Origin of the sequence: Streptomyces sp. SDr-06 (assembly GCF_003324565.1) — a bacterium.
GTDB lineage: Bacteria > Actinomycetota > Actinomycetes > Streptomycetales > Streptomycetaceae > Streptomyces.
Genome location: NZ_QOLA01000047.1, coordinates 1 through 18870, shown reverse-complemented (window position 1 = coordinate 18870; position 18870 = coordinate 1). Strand labels below are relative to the sequence as shown.

Here is an 18870-nt window from a genome sequence, read left to right as displayed (position 1 = left end):
GGCGGGGCGCATGTCCTCATCACCGGCCGCACCCGCTCCACCCTGGACGCCGCAGTGGAGCAGTTGGGAGGCAAGGCGGTCGGCATCCGCAGCGACGCCGCGTCGCTGAAGGACATCACCGCCCTAGCCGGCACGGTCCGCGAGCGGTTCGGCATGTTGGACGCGTTGTTCGTCAACGCCGGCGTCACCGCATCTGCGCCCTTCGACTCGACGACGGAGGAGATGTACGACACGGTGTTCGGCATCAACACCAAGGGTCCGTACTTCACAGTGCAGGCGCTGGCGCCGCTGTTGCGCGAGGGAAGCGGGGTGGTCCTCACCACGTCGGTGGTGAACGTCCTGGGGCTGGACGCGCTCAGCGTGTACTCGGCGAGCAAGGCAGCTCTGCGGTCGATGACGCGTACCCTGGCGCGCGAACTGCTGCCGCGCAAGGTGCGTGTGAATGCCGTGAGCCCCGGTCCAATCGACTCGGGCATTCTGGACCGCTCCCTGCCCGCCGATGTCGTCGAGACGATGAAAGACGCCTACCGGAGCGATAACCCGATGCAGCGGCTGGGCGCACCCGAGGAAGTGGCTGCCGCCGTCGCCTACTTGGCGTTCGGCGCGACCTTCTCGACGGGAACGGAGTTCGCTGTCGACGGAGGAGCTACGCAGATTCGCTGATGACTTGAGCAATGGACTGCGCCTGGGCGTCATCTTCCCGCAAACGATCCCCGCCGACCCGGCCCAGGCGTGGAAGACCCGGCATTTCGCGTTCCCCCTCGTTCCCCACCTGCCGAGGCCTGCTCGCCGGCCGCGAACGAGACTATGTCGCCCCGTTCCTGGAGGGAAGTCCCTCGATCCGGGCTCATTCGACGACGCCGACCTCGACCGTTGTGCGGGGCCCCTCGCCGCCGACGGCGCCCTCCACGCCTGCTTCGCGTGCTACCGAGACGCCGCCGAGTCGGCGTGCAAGAACCATCAGGCACTCGACCGGCAGCACTTGACCGTGCCCCTCCTCGGAATCATCAGGAGCCACGGTTCCATTGAGGTCTCAGCGGCACTGGGCGGCCTGCCAGGCTTGGCAGGGGGAGGAGAACTGGAGACTGCACACGCCTTGACCCGGCCGACCACACTCTCCTCCAGGACCCGGGCCCTAGCGTTCTCGAAGACCGGCTCGCCACCAGATCCAGCCCCGCAGGCTCCGTGTCCGTGTCCGGGTCGTGACGACGGGCACGTGTTCTCGCCGTTACTTCGTCGCGACGCTGTCCGTGGCGAGCTGGTCGAGCAGCGCGGAGAGTTGTTTCCCGCACCTCGATTACGGTGCGGGCCTTGCCCAATTCCTCTTGCAGCTTGGGGTTCTCGGCCTTCAGCCGGGCGATCTCCTTGTCCCGCGGGTCAGCCTTCGGCCGCCCTGCCCAGGCGGCGAGCGCCGTCGCCGCACCCCTGTCCCGTTGCTTCAGCCTGTTCGTGATCAGTGACGAGTACAGGCCCTTCCAGCGCAGCAGGGCTCTCTTGCCTACAGGTCGAGCGTCTCGTACTCGGCCAAAATCTTCGCCTTGTGCTCCGCGGAGTACCGGCGGTGGCCCGGTCAAACGGGGTTCTGCCTGCGGATCAGGAGGTCCCGTGCTCGCAGGTGCTGGCCGCCTGGGGCACTACTCTCTCCGCCCTGCCGATCTCTGACTGTCGTCATGACGAATACCCAAGTGCGGCGGCAGCCGGCCGCTGGCCGGGGCCGCGGCCCAAGCGAGCGCCACGCTGACCGTGAGGGGAGTGAAGAGGACGATGCCCGCCGCTCAGCCCTCCAGGTGGCTGGATCGGTCAGCACCTGCTGCCGAAGACGCCGGTCATGCCCGAGTCCCGCCCCCTCGGCTATGGTCAGCCCGACGCCAACTGCTCTGCTATCTCCTTGATCCAGCCGGTTGTCTTGGCCGGGTCGTTGAGGGTGGCCGCCCATGCTTCCGGTTCGAGCTTGTGGTGGGCGGGGCCGGATTTGAGAGCGAGGAGGAGGGCTCGTGCGGAGTCCCTCATCTCGGGGGTGGTGCTGCCGGCGCCTTTGATGTCGGGGCCTGCCGCCAGGGCGTAGATCTCGCGCGCCATGGCCTGGCGTTCCCCCTTCGACACCTTCTGCCAGAATTTCAGGGCGTGTTGCAGTGATTCGGTGCGGGATGATGCCTCGGCCGGGGTCTCGTTCTCCGGTGCCCAGTGTTCGGGGTGGCGGGCTTCTTCGTAGCGTTTGGTGGCGGCGCGGAGCGCTTTGTAGAGGGTGACGCCGAGGACGAGGCCGGCTCCGGCTCCGGCGAGGCCCCATCCGACCGGGTTGCTCGCCAGTCCGGCTGTTCCCGCGGCGACGGCCGTGACGACGCCGGCGGCGGCCTTGGTGGATTCTCCCAGGGCGCCACCGATGGTCTCCTTGCCGATCTTGGTGAGCTGTTTCTTCTTCGCGTACTCCTGCACCGTGTTCAGCTTTTCCACGTCTCTTTCCGCGCGCTGGAGGCTTTGCGCGGCGTCGCGGGCTTCACCTGTTGCCTCCCAGGCGGCATCGATGGCTTCGGATACGAGCTCCAGCCGTTCCTCGCCCTCGTGGTCCCAGTAGGCATCCAGTGCGACGTAGGCCTCGGCCGCGGCCCACTCCGCCTGCTCCCGTGACTGGTTCAGCCGGGCCAGCGACTGCGCGTGGACGAGATGAGGATCTCCGAGCGCCTTCACCTTCTTGTACTTGCTGGCCGCCCCACCTACGCGGAAGGCGGCCCGTATTCCCTTGATCGCGCCGACGGAGGCGCTGGCGATACCACTCGCCTCGGACGCCACCGCCGCGTCCGCCGCCTTGTGGAGCTTGGTCACCTCCTTGGCGATGGCGGCGCTGTAGCTGGCCGAACCGGCGGCCCCGATGACCGTGTCGGCCCCCTTGACCTTGGCCTTCTTCTGCGCCGTGTGGTGACCGGCCCCGCTCTTGTGCTTCTTGGCGTCCTTCATGTTCTTGTAGGCGTCCATGCCATTGACCACGGTGCCGGCGGCCTCCGTGAGGAGGTTCTCCGACGCGGCGGAGGTCCCCGACGCGGCGACGGAGTGCTTGAGACCCTCGTTGGCCGCGGCGGCGGCCTGCTGGGTGAAACCCGCGTTGGTGGGGGACTGGACACCCTTGATGAAGGTGTCGATGGGCTCGAGACTCTTCTTGAACCTGTCCAGGAGCCCGGCGATCTCGTCGCGATAGCTCTTCTTCGCACCGGCGGACCCGCCACCGGCCTCCGGCGCCTTCCCCTTCTCCTTCTGCTGGGTCATCCCCCGGGCGCGCTGCACCGCCGCTGCCGTGGCCCGATTGCCGGCGCCGGCCTGCATCCGCAGGACGGCATGCTCCAGCGAGTTTCCCGACAGACCCCCATCCCGGCGCTGCCGGGCCGCCGCAAGGGCGGCGGCAGACTGTGGAGTCGGGGTGCGGTGGACCGGGGTACTCATGGACGTTGCCTCTCCTGTCTCCGACAACCGGGGAGGTGAAGATAGCCAGGCGCGGCCAACAGACGGGGTGCATCGGGGAAACTCCTCGGGGATGCTGTGAACTGAGGCATCCACCGGATGCGGGCACAGGGGCTCATGCCGCGATTGTGAGTGTGTCTGAGCGCAGGTGCCGTGGCTCGAACTGGGCTGGTGCAAGGTAGTTGAGGGCACTGCGGCGCCTGCGGGCGTTGTAGCAGGCGAGCGCCCGGCCGCCACCAGGAGGTTGGACCGGCTTCGGCTCGTCAGTGGTGTGGGCGGTCGGTGGCGTGGGCGTCGGCGAAGTCCCAGGCCACGGGCAGGAATTGCTCCGGGGTCTCCACCTGCGGCATGTGGCCGGTGCCCGCCAGGAGCCGGAACTCGGCGCCGGGTATCGCCTGGGCATAGGCCCGCCCGTAGTCGGCGTCGACCACCTGGTCGCTCGCGCCCCACGCGACGAGGGTCGGATGGCCGACCTTGGCCAGCCGCTCGCTCAGGGTCGGGTCGGCCATGGCGTACGCACCCGCGTAGACCTCCAGGGCGGCACGGTTGGCCGCCACCACCGCGCGCTGCCCCTCATCCAACGCACCGGGATCGAAGCGGAACTTGGCCGGGTCGTGGAACGAGAGCCGGGACAGCTCCAGGGGTGTCAGGGAGAAGGTGTCGGCTATCGGGTGCCCTTCGGCCCGGATGCCGACGGCGTTGACGAGGGTGACACTGCTGATCCGGTCGCTGCCCAGCGCCGCCAGTTCGGCGGCGATCCAGCCGCCGATGGAGTTGCCGACCACGGCGACGTCCCGCAGGTCGAGGGTGTCGAGCAGCCGCGCGTAGACCTGGGCCAGCGTCGTGACGTCGGTCAGCCAGTCGGGGCGCGCGGTGCCGGCGAAGCCGGGGTGGATCGGGGTGAACACCCTGGCCGGCCGCTGCGTGGCGAGCAGTCCCGCGAACGGCAGCACAGTCTGCGGGCCACCGCCTCCGTGCAGGAGGAGAAAGGGGTGTCCTCGGTCGCCGGACCGCTCGACGGTGACATCGAGGGTGCCCTGTTCGAGGGCGAGGTCGTAGGTGCTGGTGGTCATCTGCTGCTCCTCAAGTTGACTGTGCTGCGGGCTGTTCGGCGCCCACCTGTGGGGACGCGGGTCAGGCGTAGTCGGTCGCGGGCTCGGTGGCGTAGTGGCTCATCACCGTGATGGTCGACTCGGGGGTCAGCTCCTGACCGGCGGCGATCATGTCCCGTAGATCGCGGAAGTACTGCACGTACAGATCGGGCGTGAAGGTGTTGAGCAGCACTGCGGGTGTGTCACCAGGGTTGGCGAAGGTGTGCGGTGCGCCGGGCGGGATCATCGCCAGGGTGCCGGCGGGCGCCACGTGCGTGGTCTCGCCGATGGTGAAGTGCACGGTGCCGGACACGACGTAGAAGCCTTCGTCGTGCCGGGCGTGCCGATGCTGGGGCGGTCCCTCGGTGTGCGGAGCGAGAGTGATCTCGCCGATGCCCAGACGGTGCCCGGTCGTCGTGCCGTCCTCCAGGATGCGCATGCGTGTGAGGCCCAGCTGGATGGCCTCGCCGTCGTCGGGACCGACCACGGAAACCTCTGTCATGACGGGCTCCTTGAGGCTCGTTCGGGTTGCCCCGAGTTCCTTCGTGAGAGTGGACTCTTATGAGATTAGACAGTCGACTTGCTTCATGCAAGTACACTCTCATAAAGAGAGTTGGACGCTACGATGATGAAGCACCGACGGGTGGAGGGTTTGACGATGACGGCGGCACAGGCCGGAAGCGGCCGCACCAACCAGAAGCAGCGCACCCGCATGGCGATCGTGGCCGCGGCACGCAAACTGATCGGCACGGGCGAGGAGGTGGCCATGCCCCTGATCGCCGAAGCCGCTCTGGTGTCGGAGGCCACCGCCTACCGCTACTTCCCCGATCTCCCCTCACTGATCAGTGAGGCACTCGCCGGCGACTGGCCGCCGCCGCACGAAGCGCTGACGCCGGTCGCCGAGTCCACCGATCCCGTCGAACGCACCGCCTTCGCCTGCGAGTTCCTGCTCCGCGGCATCCTCGCCCGGCAGGGAGCGGTCCGGGCGATGATCGCTGCTACTGTCACCCGCCCGGAGAGCGTGCGATCGCGTCCAGGAGTCCGCTTCGGCCTGATCGACCATGCGCTCCAGCCGCTCGAGAGTACGCTGGGGAAGACGGATCCGCAGGCGTTCGCCCAGCTGAAGCGGGGCCTGGCGGTGGTCGTGAGCGCCGAGGCGCTCTTCACGCTCACCGATCTGTGCGGCCTGCCCCCGGACGAAGCGGTCGACAGCGCCGTGCGCACCGCGACCACTCTGACCCGAGCGGCCCTACGCCGCACCGAGTGACGCCGGAGACGGAGAATCTGGCGGGGGCCATCATGCCGAAGGGGCATGCCGCCTCCCGAGAGTCCCAACGACCCTACGAGAGAGGTCACTTACATGCCTCCAGGTAGGCAATGCCGCGACGCTGGGGCCTGTCCAACGGGTCGGCGAGCCTGCCGTACCTGGTCCGTTGACTGCACTGACCCAGTCGACTGACTCGACTCAGCAAAGGTTCATCAGGGGCGGCAGCCGCGTGCCCGACGGCGAAGGCGGCCACCGGTCCTTCGCGGCCCCCGCCATGACCACGTACGCACGAGGAGCCCGTTGTGCCCGCGCGCCTCCGTGAACCATCGGGCTGCGTGCCGCGTCCTCCTGATGCGCGGCCCGTGCCGGGCGGGCGCTGTGTGAGGGAGAGCAGGGTGACGGATGACGGGTGGAACGCCCGGTATCGGACTGGCCGTATTGGCGGGCCTGGTGAGTCTGTGGGCCAGTGCGCGGGAGGCGCGGCTGCAGATGCGGCTGAACCGTTACGGGTTGCATGCCGAGGGGGCGGTGGTGGACCAGGAGCATGAGCCCGGGGACGATTGTTCGACACCCGTCATCGAGTTCTTCGACCGGCAGGGCCGGCCCGTCAGGTTCCGGCCCCCGTGATGGGGACGGGGCTGGCCCTCGGAACTCATGTACCGGTCGCCTGCCTGAAAGGCCCAAAAGCGCACGGGTGTTCACCCGGAAGTACCACCTACATCCGATCGTGGGTCTGTCCTTCGGAGCCATGATCTGCCTCGGCGTCGCGGCTGGGTGCCTGCTCACGCGCTGAGCCTGGTGTACGCGACCGCCGCGCTCGCCGGTGCCGTCGGCTATCTGCTGCTGCACTGGCTGGCGGCGGGGGCGCTGGTCACCGCGCTGGTCTCCGCCGGGACCGTACTGGTCCTGCGGCTCACCGCGGTCTTCCGGGGCCTGCACCTGCCGGCGCTGTGGCAGCCCGTGTGCTGAGTGCGTGTCCGGCAGTTGGCGGTGGGAGGGGATGCCGAGCATGCGGCACGGCCTGGGCGGGCCGCCGCAGCGCGGAAACAGGGTGCGCGCGTGCGCCGTTGATTCGGCCGGTCCGGCGGGTCGGGTCCAGCGCACTGACGGGCGCGCTCCAGATGCCGCTAAATGCGGAGGAACAAGGCGACAGGTCGCCGGCGTCGCCTTTAGCCTGCCGTCAACAACCGACCCGCTTCTCCCCTGATCTGGTGGAGGAGAAGCGGGGAAGCTGGTGCAGGTCGTGGCAGTCAGCCTTGGCGCGCGGTCGACCTCTTGACGGTGGTGAAGGAGATGCCCCAGGCGATGGCGGCGGTCAGCAGGCCGAACCAGCCGCCCGCCTTCGTGACCGCGCCCGCCTCGCCGAAGGCGCCGATCGTCAGCAGGGCGAAGGTGAGGGCCAGCGAGGTGAACAGGGCGAACGTCGGCGGGTTGATCGTGTGGGCCGCCACCGCCATATAGGCGCTGAAGATCGTCCACGCGAGCAGGAACAGCCCGAGTGCCTGATGCGCGAGGCCGACCGGGAGCCCGGCTTCGACGTGGGTGGCGTAGAGCCAGAACGCCATCCAGAACGCACCGTAGGAACAGAAGGCGGTGGCGCCGAACGTGTTGCCCTTCTTGAACTCCCATAGTCCGGCGAGGAGTTGACACAGACCGCCATAGAAGAGGGCGAGGGGCAGAACGACGCCCGTGAGGCGGGTGTCCAGCAGCCCGGCGTTGAAGCAGCTCAGCACCATCGTGGTCATGGCGAACCCGGCGAGGCCGAGTGGGCCCGGGTCGGCGATGGGCGCGGTGGGGGGTGCGGGGGCGGGCGCGGTCGGGGCAGAGGTGGTGGTCACAGGGTGTCTCTTCGAGAGGACGGGCAGATGGCTCTTCTCACGAAGTGTGCGGCCGGGATGGCTTCCGCGCAGGGGGCCGATTGTCCTGACGTGCAGGGTCGCAGGGCAGGTATGTCGGGGGACCGGCGGGACCGTCGGCCGTTCAGGCCGTCCGGCAAGGTCATCGGAACCTGGTCACTGTCCTCGTCCTGTCCGGCGCCGCTCGCTGTCGGGGGTTGGTGTGCGGGGGCCGGGGGTTGGATGGAGGGCAGCGTCGAGGCGACGGCGCAGCAGGCGGCCGAGTCTGCGGTCGACCAGGCGGTTCAGGGCTGCGGCCAGCAGGGTTGAGAACAGGAGCCCGAGGGTGACGGAGGGGAGCAGGCCGAGGGCGGGGAGGGCCTTGAGGATGCCTCGGGTCAGGGGTATGCCCAGGCTTTGGTGGACGAGGTAGAAGGGGTAGGTCAGGGCGCCGGCGTAGATGAGGGGGCGCCACTGGAGGTGGCGTGCGGGTCCGGGTCCGGCCAGGGTGAGCAGAGCGAGGAAGCCGGTGAGGACAGTTGCGCTGACCGTCCAGCCGGCGCCGCTGTGGTCGGTGACGCGGTCGTTGAGGACGGTGAGGGTGTAGCACCAGGCGAACCCGGTCAGGAGCCACAGCAGCAGGTTGGGCCCGAAGCGGTGCATCAGGTACAGCGCGATGCCGGTGACGAAGAGTCCGGCGTACTGGCTGAGGAGGAACTCGTCCAGGACGGTGGAGTGCAGCTCGCGGCCGATGGACGCCAGGAGGAGCCAGAGGAACCCGAAGGCCATGACGCGCCGGTAGGTGAGGCCGATCAGCAGGAGTGCGCCCATGAGCAGGTAGAAGCGGGCTTCCACCCACAGGGTCCAGACGACACCAGCGGTGGGCTGAAGACCGAGGGGGCCGGGGAGCATGGTCAGGTTGCCGAGGGTGGTGCGCGGGTCGATGGGTGCTCCGGACCGGCCTCCGGCGAGTACCGTCACCGAGCTGGTGGCAACGATGATCAGGACGACCGCCCAGTACAGCGGATAGAGGCGGGCGATGCGGGAGACGGCGAACTGCGCCGGGGTGCGATCCCAGCAGCTCATGCAGATGACGAAGCCGCTGATCAGGAAGAACGCCTCCACACCGAGCCAGCCGTAACCGCTGATCGCGTGGAGCAGGGGGGCTGCCCGCGGCAGGTCGTAGGCTGCGCCCCAGAAGTGCGGGGTCGGGGTGCCCAGGTAGTGGTAGGCCGCCACGGCTGCTGCCGCCAGGAGCCGCAACCCGTCGACCGCAGCCAGACGACCGCCTCCCGCCGGCGCGCCAACTGTTGGCTGAGTGGATGCCGGGGCTGGCCGGGACAGGTTGCGGCCGGCGTCGGTGGAGAGAGACACGGGGATGGGGACTCCTGTGGCGAGGCGGCCAGGGTGGGTGCATGTCAGGCCGCCGCGTGCCATTCGGCCCGGATGGTCTTGCCTTCCGGGGTGGGCAGCACGGTGAGCTTGGACGTGAGGTCCGCTGCGATGTGCCAGCCCATGCCGCCGCCGGACAGGCCCGGCGGCCGGGGCACCGGCGGCGCGCAGCTGCTGTCCTGCACGTCGGCGATGAGCTGGGCGTGGTCGCTGTTCAGACGCAGACGCCAGTACCCCCGTGCGGTGTGGCGCACGGCGTTGCCGACCAGCTCGCTGATGACCAGGGTGACGGCGTCGCGGTCAGCCCAGGGGCAGAAGTGCTGTACGTAGTCCGCGGCAGCGTGACGGGCCTTGGCAGGGTTCGCGCAGTGGGAGTCGATGACGAGCACGGGTTTCTTCGGGCTTTCGGTTGGGAGCGACGGGGGACGTACCGCGTGGGAGGCCGGAAGCCTCAGCCACGAGGTGTGTCCATGGCACCTCCCGTGTGTCGGGTAGGCATCGACCATGCGGCCGGCTGCGGCCCAAGCTGTCCAGGGCCTTGGTCCCGTGAGAAGTCATCTGCTTACCGTTCGAATCGACCCTGCCGAAACCCTCTCGGACGCCCTCGGCGCCGCCCGCTGCATCCACACCCTGAAGAGGATCTGCTGCTGCCGGCCCGCCCCGACCGGCCTGGGGCCCGCTCCCTCGTCGACCCCGCCGGGCTCGCCCGCGAACTCGTCCTCGAGTACCAACACATGGGACACCCAGTCGCCCCGTCTGGCCCTCCGACGGGCTCCGAAGGCATCGTCACCACGCTGTGACCAGCACTTTCATCATTCGCCAGGACTTTGGAACGGCCCTGGAACTCTTTGGGCATGCCTCACGGTTCGGCTGCCCCCTGCACGGCAGGCTCGGCGTGGGCCCGGGACGAGTGCTCATGGCGGTGCTCAACCTGGACTCGATCCGCGAGGGCACGTCCCTCGTCAGCGGCTCGGACCCGCTGACGCCGTAAGCAGTATCCGCGGGTCGGTTGAGGTCCTCTGCAGTCCACCTGGCTCTTATCGGGTGAGGAGGGTGGTGAGGGTGCCGGTGATGAGGAAGGGGCCGTAGGGGATCGCGGTTTTTGGGTGGGCTTTGCGGAGTGCCAGTAGGCCGAGGCTGTAGGTGGCGGCGAGGAGCGGGCCGGCGATGGCACCGAGGGCGAGGGTGTGCCAGCCGTTCCAGCCGAGTATGGCGCCGAGGGGGAGGGCGAGTTTCACGTCGCCGAACCCCAGACTCCTCGGACTGATCAGGAACAGCACGAGGTAGCCGCCGCCCAGTACCAGGGTGCCGCATAGTGCGGTGGGCCAGGTCCCGTTGGCGTTGGGGCAGAGCGCTGCGGCGCCGAGCAGGAGCAGTGTTGCGGGCGCGAGGGGGAGGGTGAGGAGGTCGGGGAGTCGGTGGACGGTGGCGTCGATCCAGGCGAGCAGCACGAGGATGGGTGTGGTGAGGAGCCAGACGGCCAGTTCCGGCCGGGGCCCCGTGGCGTGAGCAAAGAGGGCGCAGATCAGGGTGGTGAGCAGGGCAACGGTGAGAGTGGGGGGTCCGTACCAGCCTCCGGCGCGCGGGGTGTTCGTGTCCTGAGTGGCACAGTGCCTGCAGCGGGCGAGCCCGAATCGGCTGGGTAGGGGGTGTCCGGCCGGGCAGTGCGAGCGCCATCTCTCGCCTGCTGGGACGGCCAGTTGGTACACGGCGCGGGGCAGAAGCAGACCGGAAAGAGCTCCATAGGCGACGGCGAAGGTCACGAGCATGCGCACGCGTCCAGACCGCGGAGCGGGCCGGAGGACCAGGACCGGACGGGCTGCGGCGTCGATCCCGGCGAAGCAGCAGGGCCTGCCCCAGGACCAGTTGGCGTGTGGTGTGGGTTCTGGGCCTGTGGGCGCTCCGTGTGCGGGGGCGGAGGGTCAGGTTCCGGCGGGGTCGCGCAAGGGCTTGCGGCGTTCAATGCGACGTCGTTGTCTGGCGCATGCCGTCTCGCCTGTGGCGCACGACGGGCCTCGGTGCGTCTATTCTCCGCGCGCATGCTGGTCTGCCCCCAGAAGGCTCTCGATGAGGTGTTCGGTTTCGGGGTCGAGGGGGCAGTGGCTTTCGCGGCTGATGTGTTGGATGCGGGTGGCGGCGGTGAACAGGCCGGGCCGGTTCCCGGCGGCTTGTTCAACCCGGAGCCACGCGCGATAGATGATCTCTGCGGTGGGGTCGACGTCCAGCGCAGTGGCCACTGCCTGGCGGGCGGCGGTGAGGTCGTGGAGGGGCCCGGAGGCCGTGCGCCACGTGATGATCGTGTGCGCCACGTCGATGATCTTGGTGATCATTTCCTGTTGGTGGGGCAGGGCCCAGGGTGGGGGGTTGGTGCCGAAGGGGGTGCCGCGGACGAGGGCGAGTGCGCGCTCGAGGTCGTCGATGGCGGTGGGGCCGTGGGTGAGGGCGTGTTCGGCGCGGTGGTGGAAGGTGGTCCAGTCGCAGGATATGTGGGGGGAGAGGTGGTAGGGGTCGTCGCGGGTGGTGCGGCGGGGGACGTAGGGGTTGCCGTGGGGGTCGTCGCCGAGACAGCGGCGCAGGTCACCGAGCCGGGAGTCCAGGGTTTTCTTCGACCATGGGTTGAGGGGGTCCATGTCGGCACACAATGTGTCGGCGGTGCGGCCGGGTTTGAAGTAGAGCAGGGCGGCGAGCTGGGCGATCCGCGGACCGTGACCGGACCCCGCCACCCCGGGGACGTGGACGGGTCCCAAGACACGGATCTGCGGGACGTCCGGATCGTCTGCATCCTGGTCGCCTTTGTCCTGCACAGGTTTCATCAAGGAAGGGCCGGGAGTGGAGGGTTCGGGATCGGGCGGCGCGCTGGCGCCCCGCGTGCGAGACGACGGTGTGGGTGTGGGTGTGGGTGTGAGGGGGAGGGCGGAGGGGCTGGTGGTGGCGGTGATCAACGCTGGGAATGCGCCGAGCCCTGCGGAGGCCCCGGCCGCATGCATCCCGTGACCCTGACCCTCCGGTTTAGCTTTAACGTTGGGGTCATTCTCAGGTTCATCCTCCGCGTTCGCGTCGTGGTCGGCGGCCGGTGACGGCTCGGTGGAATGGTCACCGTGTTGGGGTTCGCTGGGGGTGTTCTGCCAGGGGCCTTGGGCGGGGTGGGGTGGTTGGGCGGAGGTGCGGAGTTCGGCTGCGATCTGCTGGAAGGCCGGCTCTGCGAGCCGCTGCAGCCGGACCGCGAGACCGATCTCCTCGAGGTCCTGGAACGCGCTGGAGGAGGCGTTGAGGACGGGGGCGTCGGGGAAGTGGCGGCCGATCGGGGCGGCGGGGGCGACCAGGATCACGGGCAGGTCGCCGGCTTTGTCGAGTGCTTCGGCGAGCTGCCAGGCGGTGTCGTGGTCGAGCTCGGTCGCGCAGAGCAGGAGGTAGGGCTGGTCGGTGGTGTGGGGTTGTTGGTGGGTGGTGAGCATCCAGTCGGCGAGGTCATGTATGGCGTGGGCGGGCTCGCGTTTGTGGGCGATGCGTGTGGTCGGCAGGAGCTGGGGCAGTTCGTCGCCGAAGCCGAGGGTGACGATTTCCAGGTGCTCGGCCCAGGGGCTCATGCCGAGTTCCAGCGCGATCGAGGTGCACACTTCCCGGTTGTGCTCGACAACACCGTCCAGGAGGAGGACGCGGGTGTGGGCCAGGTTGAGCAGCACGACGCTGCCGTCCTCGGTGGCACCGATCGTAGTGAGCGCCGGACATGGAGCCGGCACCGCGGCAGCTTCTTCAGCATTGAGCAGCGTGGCGGTGGAGGGAAGGGCCCACCAGCCGCCCTCTCCCTTCACGAACGGCGCTTGAGGCTCGGTGTTGTCTTCGGCTGGCAGGAGTTGCAGGGTCTGCTGGGTGAGCCGGGCGGCCCGGACCACGGGCAGGGGCCGCTGGTCGGTCTGGGCATGGTGGGCCAGGGTACGCAGAGCGAGGTCGAGTTCGTCGACCAGGGTGGGCGCGGCCGCCTCGGCAAGCTGGGCTGCGGCCGGCGAGGTGTCCTCGGCGATGGCGATGGTTTCCCCGGGGGCGCGGCGTCGGCGCTGCAGGATGCGGCGCAGCGTGAGAGCACTCGTGACGGCAGCGGCCAGCAGCGCGAACGCCCCCGCCACGGTCGTGAGTTGGATGCCGTGCCCGGACTGCTCAACGTGATCCGTCGCGGGTGGGGCGGGAGGCGGCGTGTGGGGATGGCTGGGGGAGGGTGTGGCTGGTGCGGAGATGGAGGGATCTGGTTGGCTCGGTGTCGGTGTCGGTGTCGGCGGGGGTGCTGTGGGCGTGGGTGGCTGGGGAGTGTCGTGCGGTGAGGAGGGGGCGGGTGGTTTGAATGGCGGGGTGGGGTGGTCTGTTGCGGGTGGTTGAGGGGGTGTGGGGGTGTGGGGTGGGGGGATGGTGAGGTGCCAGCCGATGTCGAGCTGGTCGGGGTTGGTCAGGCGGCCGCCGGTGGGTTGGGGCTTGCCTTTGTTCGCTTGGAAGATGTCCTGGTAGTGGGTGCCGTCGCCGTATGCGCGGTGGGCGATGGTCCAGAGGCTGTCGCCGGGGCGGACGGTGACCTGATGCGGTGTGGCCGTCGGCGTGCCGCTCGGGCTTGGTGCGGGGGTGTGGCCGGGTGCGGGATTGATCAGCGGGAGGTCAGTGGGGAGCTGCAGGATCCAGCCGGGCTGGATGGGGGCGTTGGTGTGGAAGACCGTGCCGTCGGTCATGGTGTGGCCTTCGTTCGCGGCGGCGATTTTGGTGTAGAGCTCGCCGTGGCCGGTGAGGTGTTCGGCGATACTCCACAGGCTCTCGGCGGGACGCGTCTCGTGGACGGTGTACGTGTGCTGGGCGGTGGGCGCCTCGGCAGCGGCTGGTGTGGTGGAGGCTGCGGACCTGGTGGAATGAGCGGAGGTCTCGAGGGGCGCCTGGCCGGGGAACTGTGTGGCGGTGGTAACGGCCTGAGCGGTGGCCGGGGCGGCCAGGGCGGTTCCGGTGGGCAGGAGCACGAGGATGCCGCCGACCAGGGTGGCGGCGGCGCGCTGGCTGAACCCGAGTCCGGGCAAGCGCGGCGCGCTGCGCCCCCTGAGCTGGGCCGGGATTTCCACGAGCAGTGAGACGGCGAAGGACAGCCAGCCCATCCAGCCCACAGCGGCGATGAACAGGAGGGCGACGCTGCTGGTGTCGGTGCGGGTGAACAGGTGGGCCAGTCCGTCGAGGCCGCCAGGCAGCAGCGCGGTACTGGCCTGCCACAGCAGCCAGGGCAGACCCCCAAGGAGAGCCACCAGCGCCAGGAGCGCGGCCAGAGCGCGCACGGCGGCGCCAAGTGTGTGCCGACGGCGGGTGGCGGGGCGGGGCAGGGCCATGAGCAGTCCCTATCGGTCTGGTTGGGTGATGCCGTGGAGGAGGACGGCGGTGCTGGTGGCGTGCACCGTGAATGTCGTGGGCCAGAACAACGGGTGGTAGCGGCCGGTGACGGTCACCGTCACGGTGCGCCCGCCGTCGGCCACCTGGACGGTGCCGGTGGCCCCCGTGCGGGCGAGGTAGACGCGGGCGCCGGACGAGGCGCCGGCGGGATCGGCGACGAAGGCTCTGCCGGGGATCGCCTGGGCTGGGTCAATGGCCTGCTGGGCGGCGCGGGCTGCTTCGACGAGAGGTCATCGGCGTGTTGTTTGGCGCGCAGGACCCCGAACGCGTCGACGGTGAGCAGCCCGCACAGCAACAGCAGGGGCCCGATGATGAGCGCGACGAACACCGGTATGCCACCGCGGTCGTCCCACCGGGAGCCTCTCACCGGTACACGGCACTCCAGGATCGGCGTCATCCGCGCCCCCGGTAGGCGTCAACGATCGAGGTGAAGGTGGCCTGGACGGTGCGTACCCCGGGGCCGCCGCCGACCAGGACGAGGTCGCCAATCGGCACGGTGCACGACACGGTGACCATGACAGTGGACATCTGCCCGACCGGCACGGCCAGTCCTGCCACCTGAGCCTGGACGGTCGTGTGGCTGCAGACCTGGCCGCTGGAGGCGAGTGCGTCAGCGGCCGCGGCCTGGGCGGCGGCGCTTCCAGCGGCTGGGGTTCGCGCCAGCGACGCGGCGCGCGCTGCTGCCTGGGCGGCGGCGGCCGTTTTCTGTCCGGCGAGGGAAAGGCGGGCGCCGGCGATGAACAGCAGCACGAGCACGATCAGGACCGGAACGATGATGGCGGCTTCGACGGCGACGCTGCCCTGGTCCGTCGGGCGCACCGGCCGTAAGACCGGAGCCATCAGGGTGCTCCTGCCGTGGTCCACCGCTCGATCGGCCCGGACACCGTGGCCTCAACATGGATCCCCGATATGCCCGGGATCATCGACAGCGCCGTTGCCTCGATGCGGACCCGTAGCCGCTGTGGGGTGCTGCCGTCGGTGGACACGCTCCGGTTGGTGAGGAGGCTGGAGCCGATCTCGTCGAGGACGCGTTTTGCTTTGGCGGCCCCCTCGCTGGGTGTGGCCCCGTAGAGCCGGCCCGCTGCCACGCCGGCTCTGGCGGAGCTGTAGGCGGCGTTGCGGGCATACGCCCACAGGATCCCCTGCAACAGCAAGACGATCAGGATGATCACGAAGGGATAGATGACCGCCATCTGGATGGGATTGGAGCCCCGGTCGCCCCATCGGGACGTGTGTGGTGTGTTCACTTGCCGAGGTCCACGCCGTCCACCTTCGTGGAGGCTTTGGTGCCGAGCGCGACCAGAGCAGCCACGATACTCACCGCGATCGCGATCCCCGCAACCCACAACAACGCGGTCACCACGGGATTGTCACCCCGCTCCCCGCGCTCACTCATCTCCTCGCAGACTTTCGCCACGTGCGCGCGTATCTTGCTGCGCTGCAGCGACACGACGACCGTCGCCTTCAAGTAGGCGTCCTTCATGGCAGATTCTCCTCACGTGAGCAGTTCGGCGGGTGGCGTGCGGTGCGCTCTGTCAGGACAGTGCGAACATCTTGAGGATTACGGGGAAGCCGAGCAGGCACATGATGAGGACACACATGACGGCGCCGGGGATGTGCATCTTCTCGCTGTCGGCGTTTGCCTGGGCCACGGCGGCGGCCAGTTGTTCGTCGCGGGTGCTTTTGGCGCGGGCTCGGACGGGGGCGTAGATGGAGGCGCCGTCCTGGCCGGACATCTGCGCGAAGTCCGCAGGATCCCGCAGCACCGGGATCTTCAGCTGGGCGCCGAGCTCTTCGAGCACGTGCCAGGGCGAGGATTTGTTCATCCTGGCGCGCAGCAGGGCTTCTTGCAGGCGCAGGAATGACCAGCTCGAGCCGGTCCGGGCTGCTTCTTCCAGGGCCTGGTCGACGGCGATGTTGGAGGCCAGGCGCAGTGCGACGAGTTCGAGGTAGACGGTGACGGCGTGAGTGAACTCCGCCCGGGCCCGCACAGCATCGCGGCGCACCATCAGGTCGGGCACGAACCACAGCAAGCCCGCCGCCAGTACGCCGGTGATGGCGGGCACGAACAGCGGCAGGCTGATGCCGAGCAGCATCCAGACCGTACTCAGCACGGCTGGCAGGACCAGCCCGACGAGGGCGAGCAGTACCTTGTTGAGCAGGAACTGCTCGGCTGTCTGATTGAGCAGATCCAGATCGGCCCGGGGGAGAGGCGCCGGGATCCGGGCCACCAGCCACGCGCCCACACAGTGGTCCGCACGCTGGTCGGGCAGGACGGTCCCGGGCGCGGGAGCGGGAGGGCTGAGACGCCTGAGCGCGGGCCCCAACTTCGGTGGTGCTGGGGTGAGTTCCCGCACGGCCAGGGCCAGGCCCGCACCAATGAGCGTTCCCCAGAGCACCACTACAGCTGTCGGCGTCACCGTGCGGCCTCCATCCGGGCCGACGTCTTCACGGGGCTGCACGCGTCCGGAACCAGGACCCGGGCGGTTTGCCCGCGGGTGGCGTAATGGCGGGACCACACCAGAACGGCGACGAACGCCGTCGAGAGCAGTCCCAGGACCAGCTGCCCGAGCAGCGTGGTGAAGACGCTGGTGAGCTGGGGGACGGTGAAGCCGAGCGGGATCAGGGCCAGGGTGATGAAGGTGAGGGCGCGCACCACGGTGCGGGACTTCTCCCGCTCAGCCTCGATCTTCTGACGCACACTCACCTCGTCCCGCAGGGCGGCAGACATGTCCTGCATCGCCTGCGCCAGGCCCGGGCCGGGGTCGATGACCGACAGCTTCAGGGCAGCACACACCTTGTCCGCGGTCGGGTCATCCAGCGCGCGCCCGAAGTCCTCCACCGCCTCGCCGAGCGGCCACCCAGCCTCCATCCTGTCCACCAACTCCCCGATCTCCTGCTCCAGCGCTTGGGGCGCGTGACGGCAACTGGTTTTCAACGCCTGCTCGATCGCCACCCCCAGCCGCAGCACCTCCGCCACACGCTGCGTCCACTCGGCCAGCGCATCCCGCTGCGCCAACCGCTCCCGGGTCGCCGCGACGGGGGCTGTCAGCCACGGCACGCCCACCACCGCGGCTGCCGCGATCAACGCGACCACGAACACCCCGCTCACCAGCCACACCACCACCCCGGCGACCAGCGCCGCGACAAGCAGAGACTGCCGCCGGGCTGCCGTGCGGGCCGCTAGCCCCGACCAGGGCCGTCGACGCCAACCGGCCCAGGATCCCCGGCTTTTTGGGGGTGATCGTCCCGGCTAGCCCGGCCACGACGGCTGCCCGACCGCCGACGGCCGGGGATCGGGGTTGGTCGCTTGATTGGCGGCCTTCCGGGCCGGTGTGGGTGGGGCGCTGTGGCGGGGGCGTCTCCCAACTACCCCACCCGAGCCGACATCCCAGCCTTCCTCCACGACCACAAGTAAGCAGACCCACCCCCCGACACCACCCCCAAGACGCAGCCACCAGAAAGACACCCGACGCACCGCTGCTGCCCGCCCGGCAGCCCGCACCTGCCCCACGAAACCCCTCACCACCCCCCAGCCCAGCCGGGCGCGCCCTGACTCCCCCAAAAACCCGGTCATGTATCTGTTGCGCTGTGTGCTGCGGTATTTCCTGCGCTGTCTGTTGCGCCTTGTTCGGGGCGGGTGGGGCAAGGTTCCTGGTCAGGTGGGCTGGTTGGGTGTGGTGGGGGGTCGGGCATCCCCTTCTGCCCGGTTCCCTGCGCCCGTTGATGAAGAAAAGGTGGGGTGGGGGCTTGGGTGTGCGGGTGCGGCGGGGATGGCCCGGCTGGGGGAGTGGGGTGCGCTCGGCCGGGTGCCTCGCGCCAAGGCGGGCCGCTGGGACGGGGTCTGTGCGGGCCGTGAGAGCCGGGTTCTGGCCCCATGAGGCGGGGTGACCGGCGGGCCTGAGGTGAGCGGGGCCAGAACCGGCCCTGTACATCCGTTGGCTCCATGGCGAACCGGTTGCCGGATGCGAGGATTGCTCAGTTCCACCGACCGTCCAACGCACGGGATGGCGAAGCCCCTCCGGCACCCTCACTGATCCAAAGATGCTACATGATGCATCAATAAGCCGCTCACCCGTAACAGCGACCCTGCACGAACCACTGTCCCCCAGGCTCGAATACACCACCCCCAACCCTGTAGCCAGATTGGCCCGCTTGCGGGCCTCGGGCTTGGAGGCGAAGCCGAAAAGCCCCAGGATGGGGAAGCGCAGCGACCCCATCCAGCCGAGCAACGCGAGGCCAAGCCCCAAGCGAAGCGCGGGACTTGCAGTCCCGAAGGGACTTGCCGAGCAACGCGAGGCAACAGGGTTGCGCAGCAACCCCATTCACCGGGGAGCGCAGCGAACCCGGTGACCGACCCCGCGAAGCGGGGTCGGTTCCCTGCTCAGCGCGCAGCGCTGAGGGACCCGCTCCGCGGGAGATC

18 protein-coding genes are annotated in these 18870 nt (G+C 69.3%); 5 read left to right on the top strand and 13 right to left on the bottom strand.

Features of this window, described 5'->3' with window-relative positions:
- Positions 1 to 663 (top strand): SDR family oxidoreductase (locus DT019_RS38525; RefSeq protein ID WP_114041658.1); only part of this gene is annotated, 663 nt, incomplete at its 5' end.
- 1194 nt (positions 664 to 1857) lie between these two features.
- Here DT019_RS38525 and DT019_RS38520 read toward each other — a convergent pair.
- From DT019_RS38520 to DT019_RS38510, 3 genes are all read right to left on the bottom strand, one after another.
- On the bottom strand, positions 1858 to 3435 hold the full coding sequence (locus tag DT019_RS38520) for a hypothetical protein (protein ID WP_114041657.1): 1578 nt from the start codon (positions 3433 to 3435) through the stop codon (positions 1858 to 1860).
- 281 nt (positions 3436 to 3716) lie between these two features.
- Positions 3717 to 4526, bottom strand: a complete 810-nt coding sequence (locus tag DT019_RS38515) for an alpha/beta fold hydrolase (protein WP_114041656.1) — start codon at positions 4524 to 4526, stop codon at positions 3717 to 3719.
- A gap of 61 nt (positions 4527 to 4587) precedes the next feature.
- The gene (locus DT019_RS38510) at positions 4588 to 5046 is read right to left on the bottom strand and encodes a cupin domain-containing protein (protein ID WP_114041655.1); all 459 of its coding nucleotides are present in this window, start codon (positions 5044 to 5046) and stop codon (positions 4588 to 4590) included.
- Between the two features lie 156 nt (positions 5047 to 5202).
- Here DT019_RS38510 and DT019_RS38505 point away from each other — a divergent pair, with 156 nt between their 5' ends.
- The 3 genes from DT019_RS38505 (at position 5203) to DT019_RS39270 (ending at position 6780) form a co-directional block, all read left to right on the top strand.
- On the top strand, positions 5203 to 5811 hold the full coding sequence (locus DT019_RS38505; RefSeq protein ID WP_114041654.1) for a TetR/AcrR family transcriptional regulator: 609 nt from the start codon (positions 5203 to 5205) through the stop codon (positions 5809 to 5811).
- 402 nt (positions 5812 to 6213) lie between these two features.
- The gene (locus tag DT019_RS38500; RefSeq protein WP_114041653.1) at positions 6214 to 6438 is read left to right on the top strand and encodes a hypothetical protein; all 225 of its coding nucleotides are present in this window, start codon (positions 6214 to 6216) and stop codon (positions 6436 to 6438) included.
- 147 nt (positions 6439 to 6585) lie between these two features.
- Positions 6586 to 6780: a hypothetical protein gene (locus tag DT019_RS39270; RefSeq protein ID WP_147267421.1), complete on the top strand. Its 195-nt coding sequence runs from the start codon at positions 6586 to 6588 to the stop codon at positions 6778 to 6780.
- Positions 6781 to 7061: 281 nt separating this feature from the next.
- Here DT019_RS39270 and DT019_RS38490 read toward each other — a convergent pair whose 3' ends face one another.
- The 3 genes from DT019_RS38490 to DT019_RS38480 all read right to left on the bottom strand — a co-directional run bounded on the left by DT019_RS38490 (position 7062) and on the right by DT019_RS38480 (position 9427).
- Positions 7062 to 7649, bottom strand: coding sequence for an acetate uptake transporter (locus DT019_RS38490; RefSeq protein WP_114041651.1), 588 nt, complete (start codon positions 7647 to 7649; stop codon positions 7062 to 7064).
- Positions 7650 to 7823: 174 nt separating this feature from the next.
- Positions 7824 to 9020, bottom strand: a complete 1197-nt coding sequence (locus tag DT019_RS38485) for an acyltransferase family protein (RefSeq protein WP_223279983.1) — start codon at positions 9018 to 9020, stop codon at positions 7824 to 7826.
- 44 nt (positions 9021 to 9064) lie between these two features.
- Positions 9065 to 9427, bottom strand: a complete 363-nt coding sequence (locus DT019_RS38480; protein ID WP_223279982.1) for an ATP-binding protein — start codon at positions 9425 to 9427, stop codon at positions 9065 to 9067.
- 407 nt (positions 9428 to 9834) lie between these two features.
- Here DT019_RS38480 and DT019_RS38470 point away from each other — a divergent pair, with 407 nt between their 5' ends.
- Complete coding sequence (locus tag DT019_RS38470) at positions 9835 to 10029, top strand: hypothetical protein (RefSeq protein ID WP_114041647.1); 195 nt, start codon at positions 9835 to 9837, stop codon at positions 10027 to 10029.
- Positions 10030 to 10075: 46 nt separating this feature from the next.
- Here the strand turns inward: DT019_RS38470 and DT019_RS38465 are convergent, their stop codons facing one another.
- From DT019_RS38465 to DT019_RS38430, 7 genes are all read right to left on the bottom strand, one after another.
- The gene (locus tag DT019_RS38465) at positions 10076 to 10807 is read right to left on the bottom strand and encodes a prepilin peptidase (RefSeq protein ID WP_114041646.1); all 732 of its coding nucleotides are present in this window, start codon (positions 10805 to 10807) and stop codon (positions 10076 to 10078) included.
- Positions 10808 to 11062: 255 nt separating this feature from the next.
- The gene (locus DT019_RS40850) at positions 11063 to 14386 is read right to left on the bottom strand and encodes a LysM peptidoglycan-binding domain-containing protein (RefSeq protein ID WP_114041645.1); all 3324 of its coding nucleotides are present in this window, start codon (positions 14384 to 14386) and stop codon (positions 11063 to 11065) included.
- 454 nt (positions 14387 to 14840) lie between these two features.
- Positions 14841 to 15287, bottom strand: a complete 447-nt coding sequence (locus DT019_RS38450; protein WP_114041644.1) for a TadE/TadG family type IV pilus assembly protein — start codon at positions 15285 to 15287, stop codon at positions 14841 to 14843.
- Positions 15287 to 15640 carry a pilus assembly protein gene (locus DT019_RS38445; protein ID WP_114041643.1) on the bottom strand — a complete coding sequence of 118 codons (354 nt, stop codon included), beginning with the start codon at positions 15638 to 15640 and terminating at the stop codon, positions 15287 to 15289. The genes DT019_RS38450 and DT019_RS38445 overlap by 1 nt, the downstream gene beginning before the upstream one ends.
- Positions 15641 to 15690: 50 nt before the next feature.
- On the bottom strand, positions 15691 to 15930 hold the full coding sequence (locus DT019_RS38440; RefSeq protein WP_114041642.1) for a hypothetical protein: 240 nt from the start codon (positions 15928 to 15930) through the stop codon (positions 15691 to 15693).
- Between the two features lie 52 nt (positions 15931 to 15982).
- Positions 15983 to 16693 (bottom strand): hypothetical protein, encoded by a 711-nt coding sequence (locus DT019_RS38435; RefSeq protein ID WP_223279981.1) that lies wholly within the window; start codon positions 16691 to 16693, stop codon positions 15983 to 15985.
- A 170-nt stretch (positions 16694 to 16863) separates the two neighbouring features.
- A complete protein-coding gene (locus tag DT019_RS38430; RefSeq protein ID WP_189390310.1) occupies positions 16864 to 17550 on the bottom strand; it encodes a type II secretion system F family protein in 687 nt (228 codons plus the stop codon).
- Positions 17551 to 18870: the final 1320 nt, after the last annotated feature.

Excerpts from the sequence above, each read along its gene's own strand:
- DT019_RS38520 (WP_114041657.1), bottom strand. The coding sequence starts at position 3,435 with ATGAGTACCCCGGTCCACCGCACCCCGACTCCACAGTCTGCCGCCGCC.
- DT019_RS38515 (WP_114041656.1), bottom strand. The coding sequence starts at position 4,526 with ATGACCACCAGCACCTACGACCTCGCCCTCGAACAGGGCACCCTCGAT.
- DT019_RS38510 (WP_114041655.1), bottom strand. The coding sequence starts at position 5,046 with ATGACAGAGGTTTCCGTGGTCGGTCCCGACGACGGCGAGGCCATCCAG.
- DT019_RS38505 (WP_114041654.1), top strand. The coding sequence starts at position 5,203 with ATGACGGCGGCACAGGCCGGAAGCGGCCGCACCAACCAGAAGCAGCGC.
- DT019_RS38500 (WP_114041653.1), top strand. The coding sequence starts at position 6,214 with ATGACGGGTGGAACGCCCGGTATCGGACTGGCCGTATTGGCGGGCCTG.
- DT019_RS38465 (WP_114041646.1), bottom strand. The coding sequence starts at position 10,807 with ATGCTCGTGACCTTCGCCGTCGCCTATGGAGCTCTTTCCGGTCTGCTT.
- DT019_RS40850 (WP_114041645.1), bottom strand. The coding sequence starts at position 14,386 with ATGGCCCTGCCCCGCCCCGCCACCCGCCGTCGGCACACACTTGGCGCC.
- DT019_RS38450 (WP_114041644.1), bottom strand. The coding sequence starts at position 15,287 with ATGGCTCCGGTCTTACGGCCGGTGCGCCCGACGGACCAGGGCAGCGTC.
- DT019_RS38445 (WP_114041643.1), bottom strand. The coding sequence starts at position 15,640 with ATGGCGGTCATCTATCCCTTCGTGATCATCCTGATCGTCTTGCTGTTG.
- DT019_RS38440 (WP_114041642.1), bottom strand. The coding sequence starts at position 15,930 with ATGAAGGACGCCTACTTGAAGGCGACGGTCGTCGTGTCGCTGCAGCGC.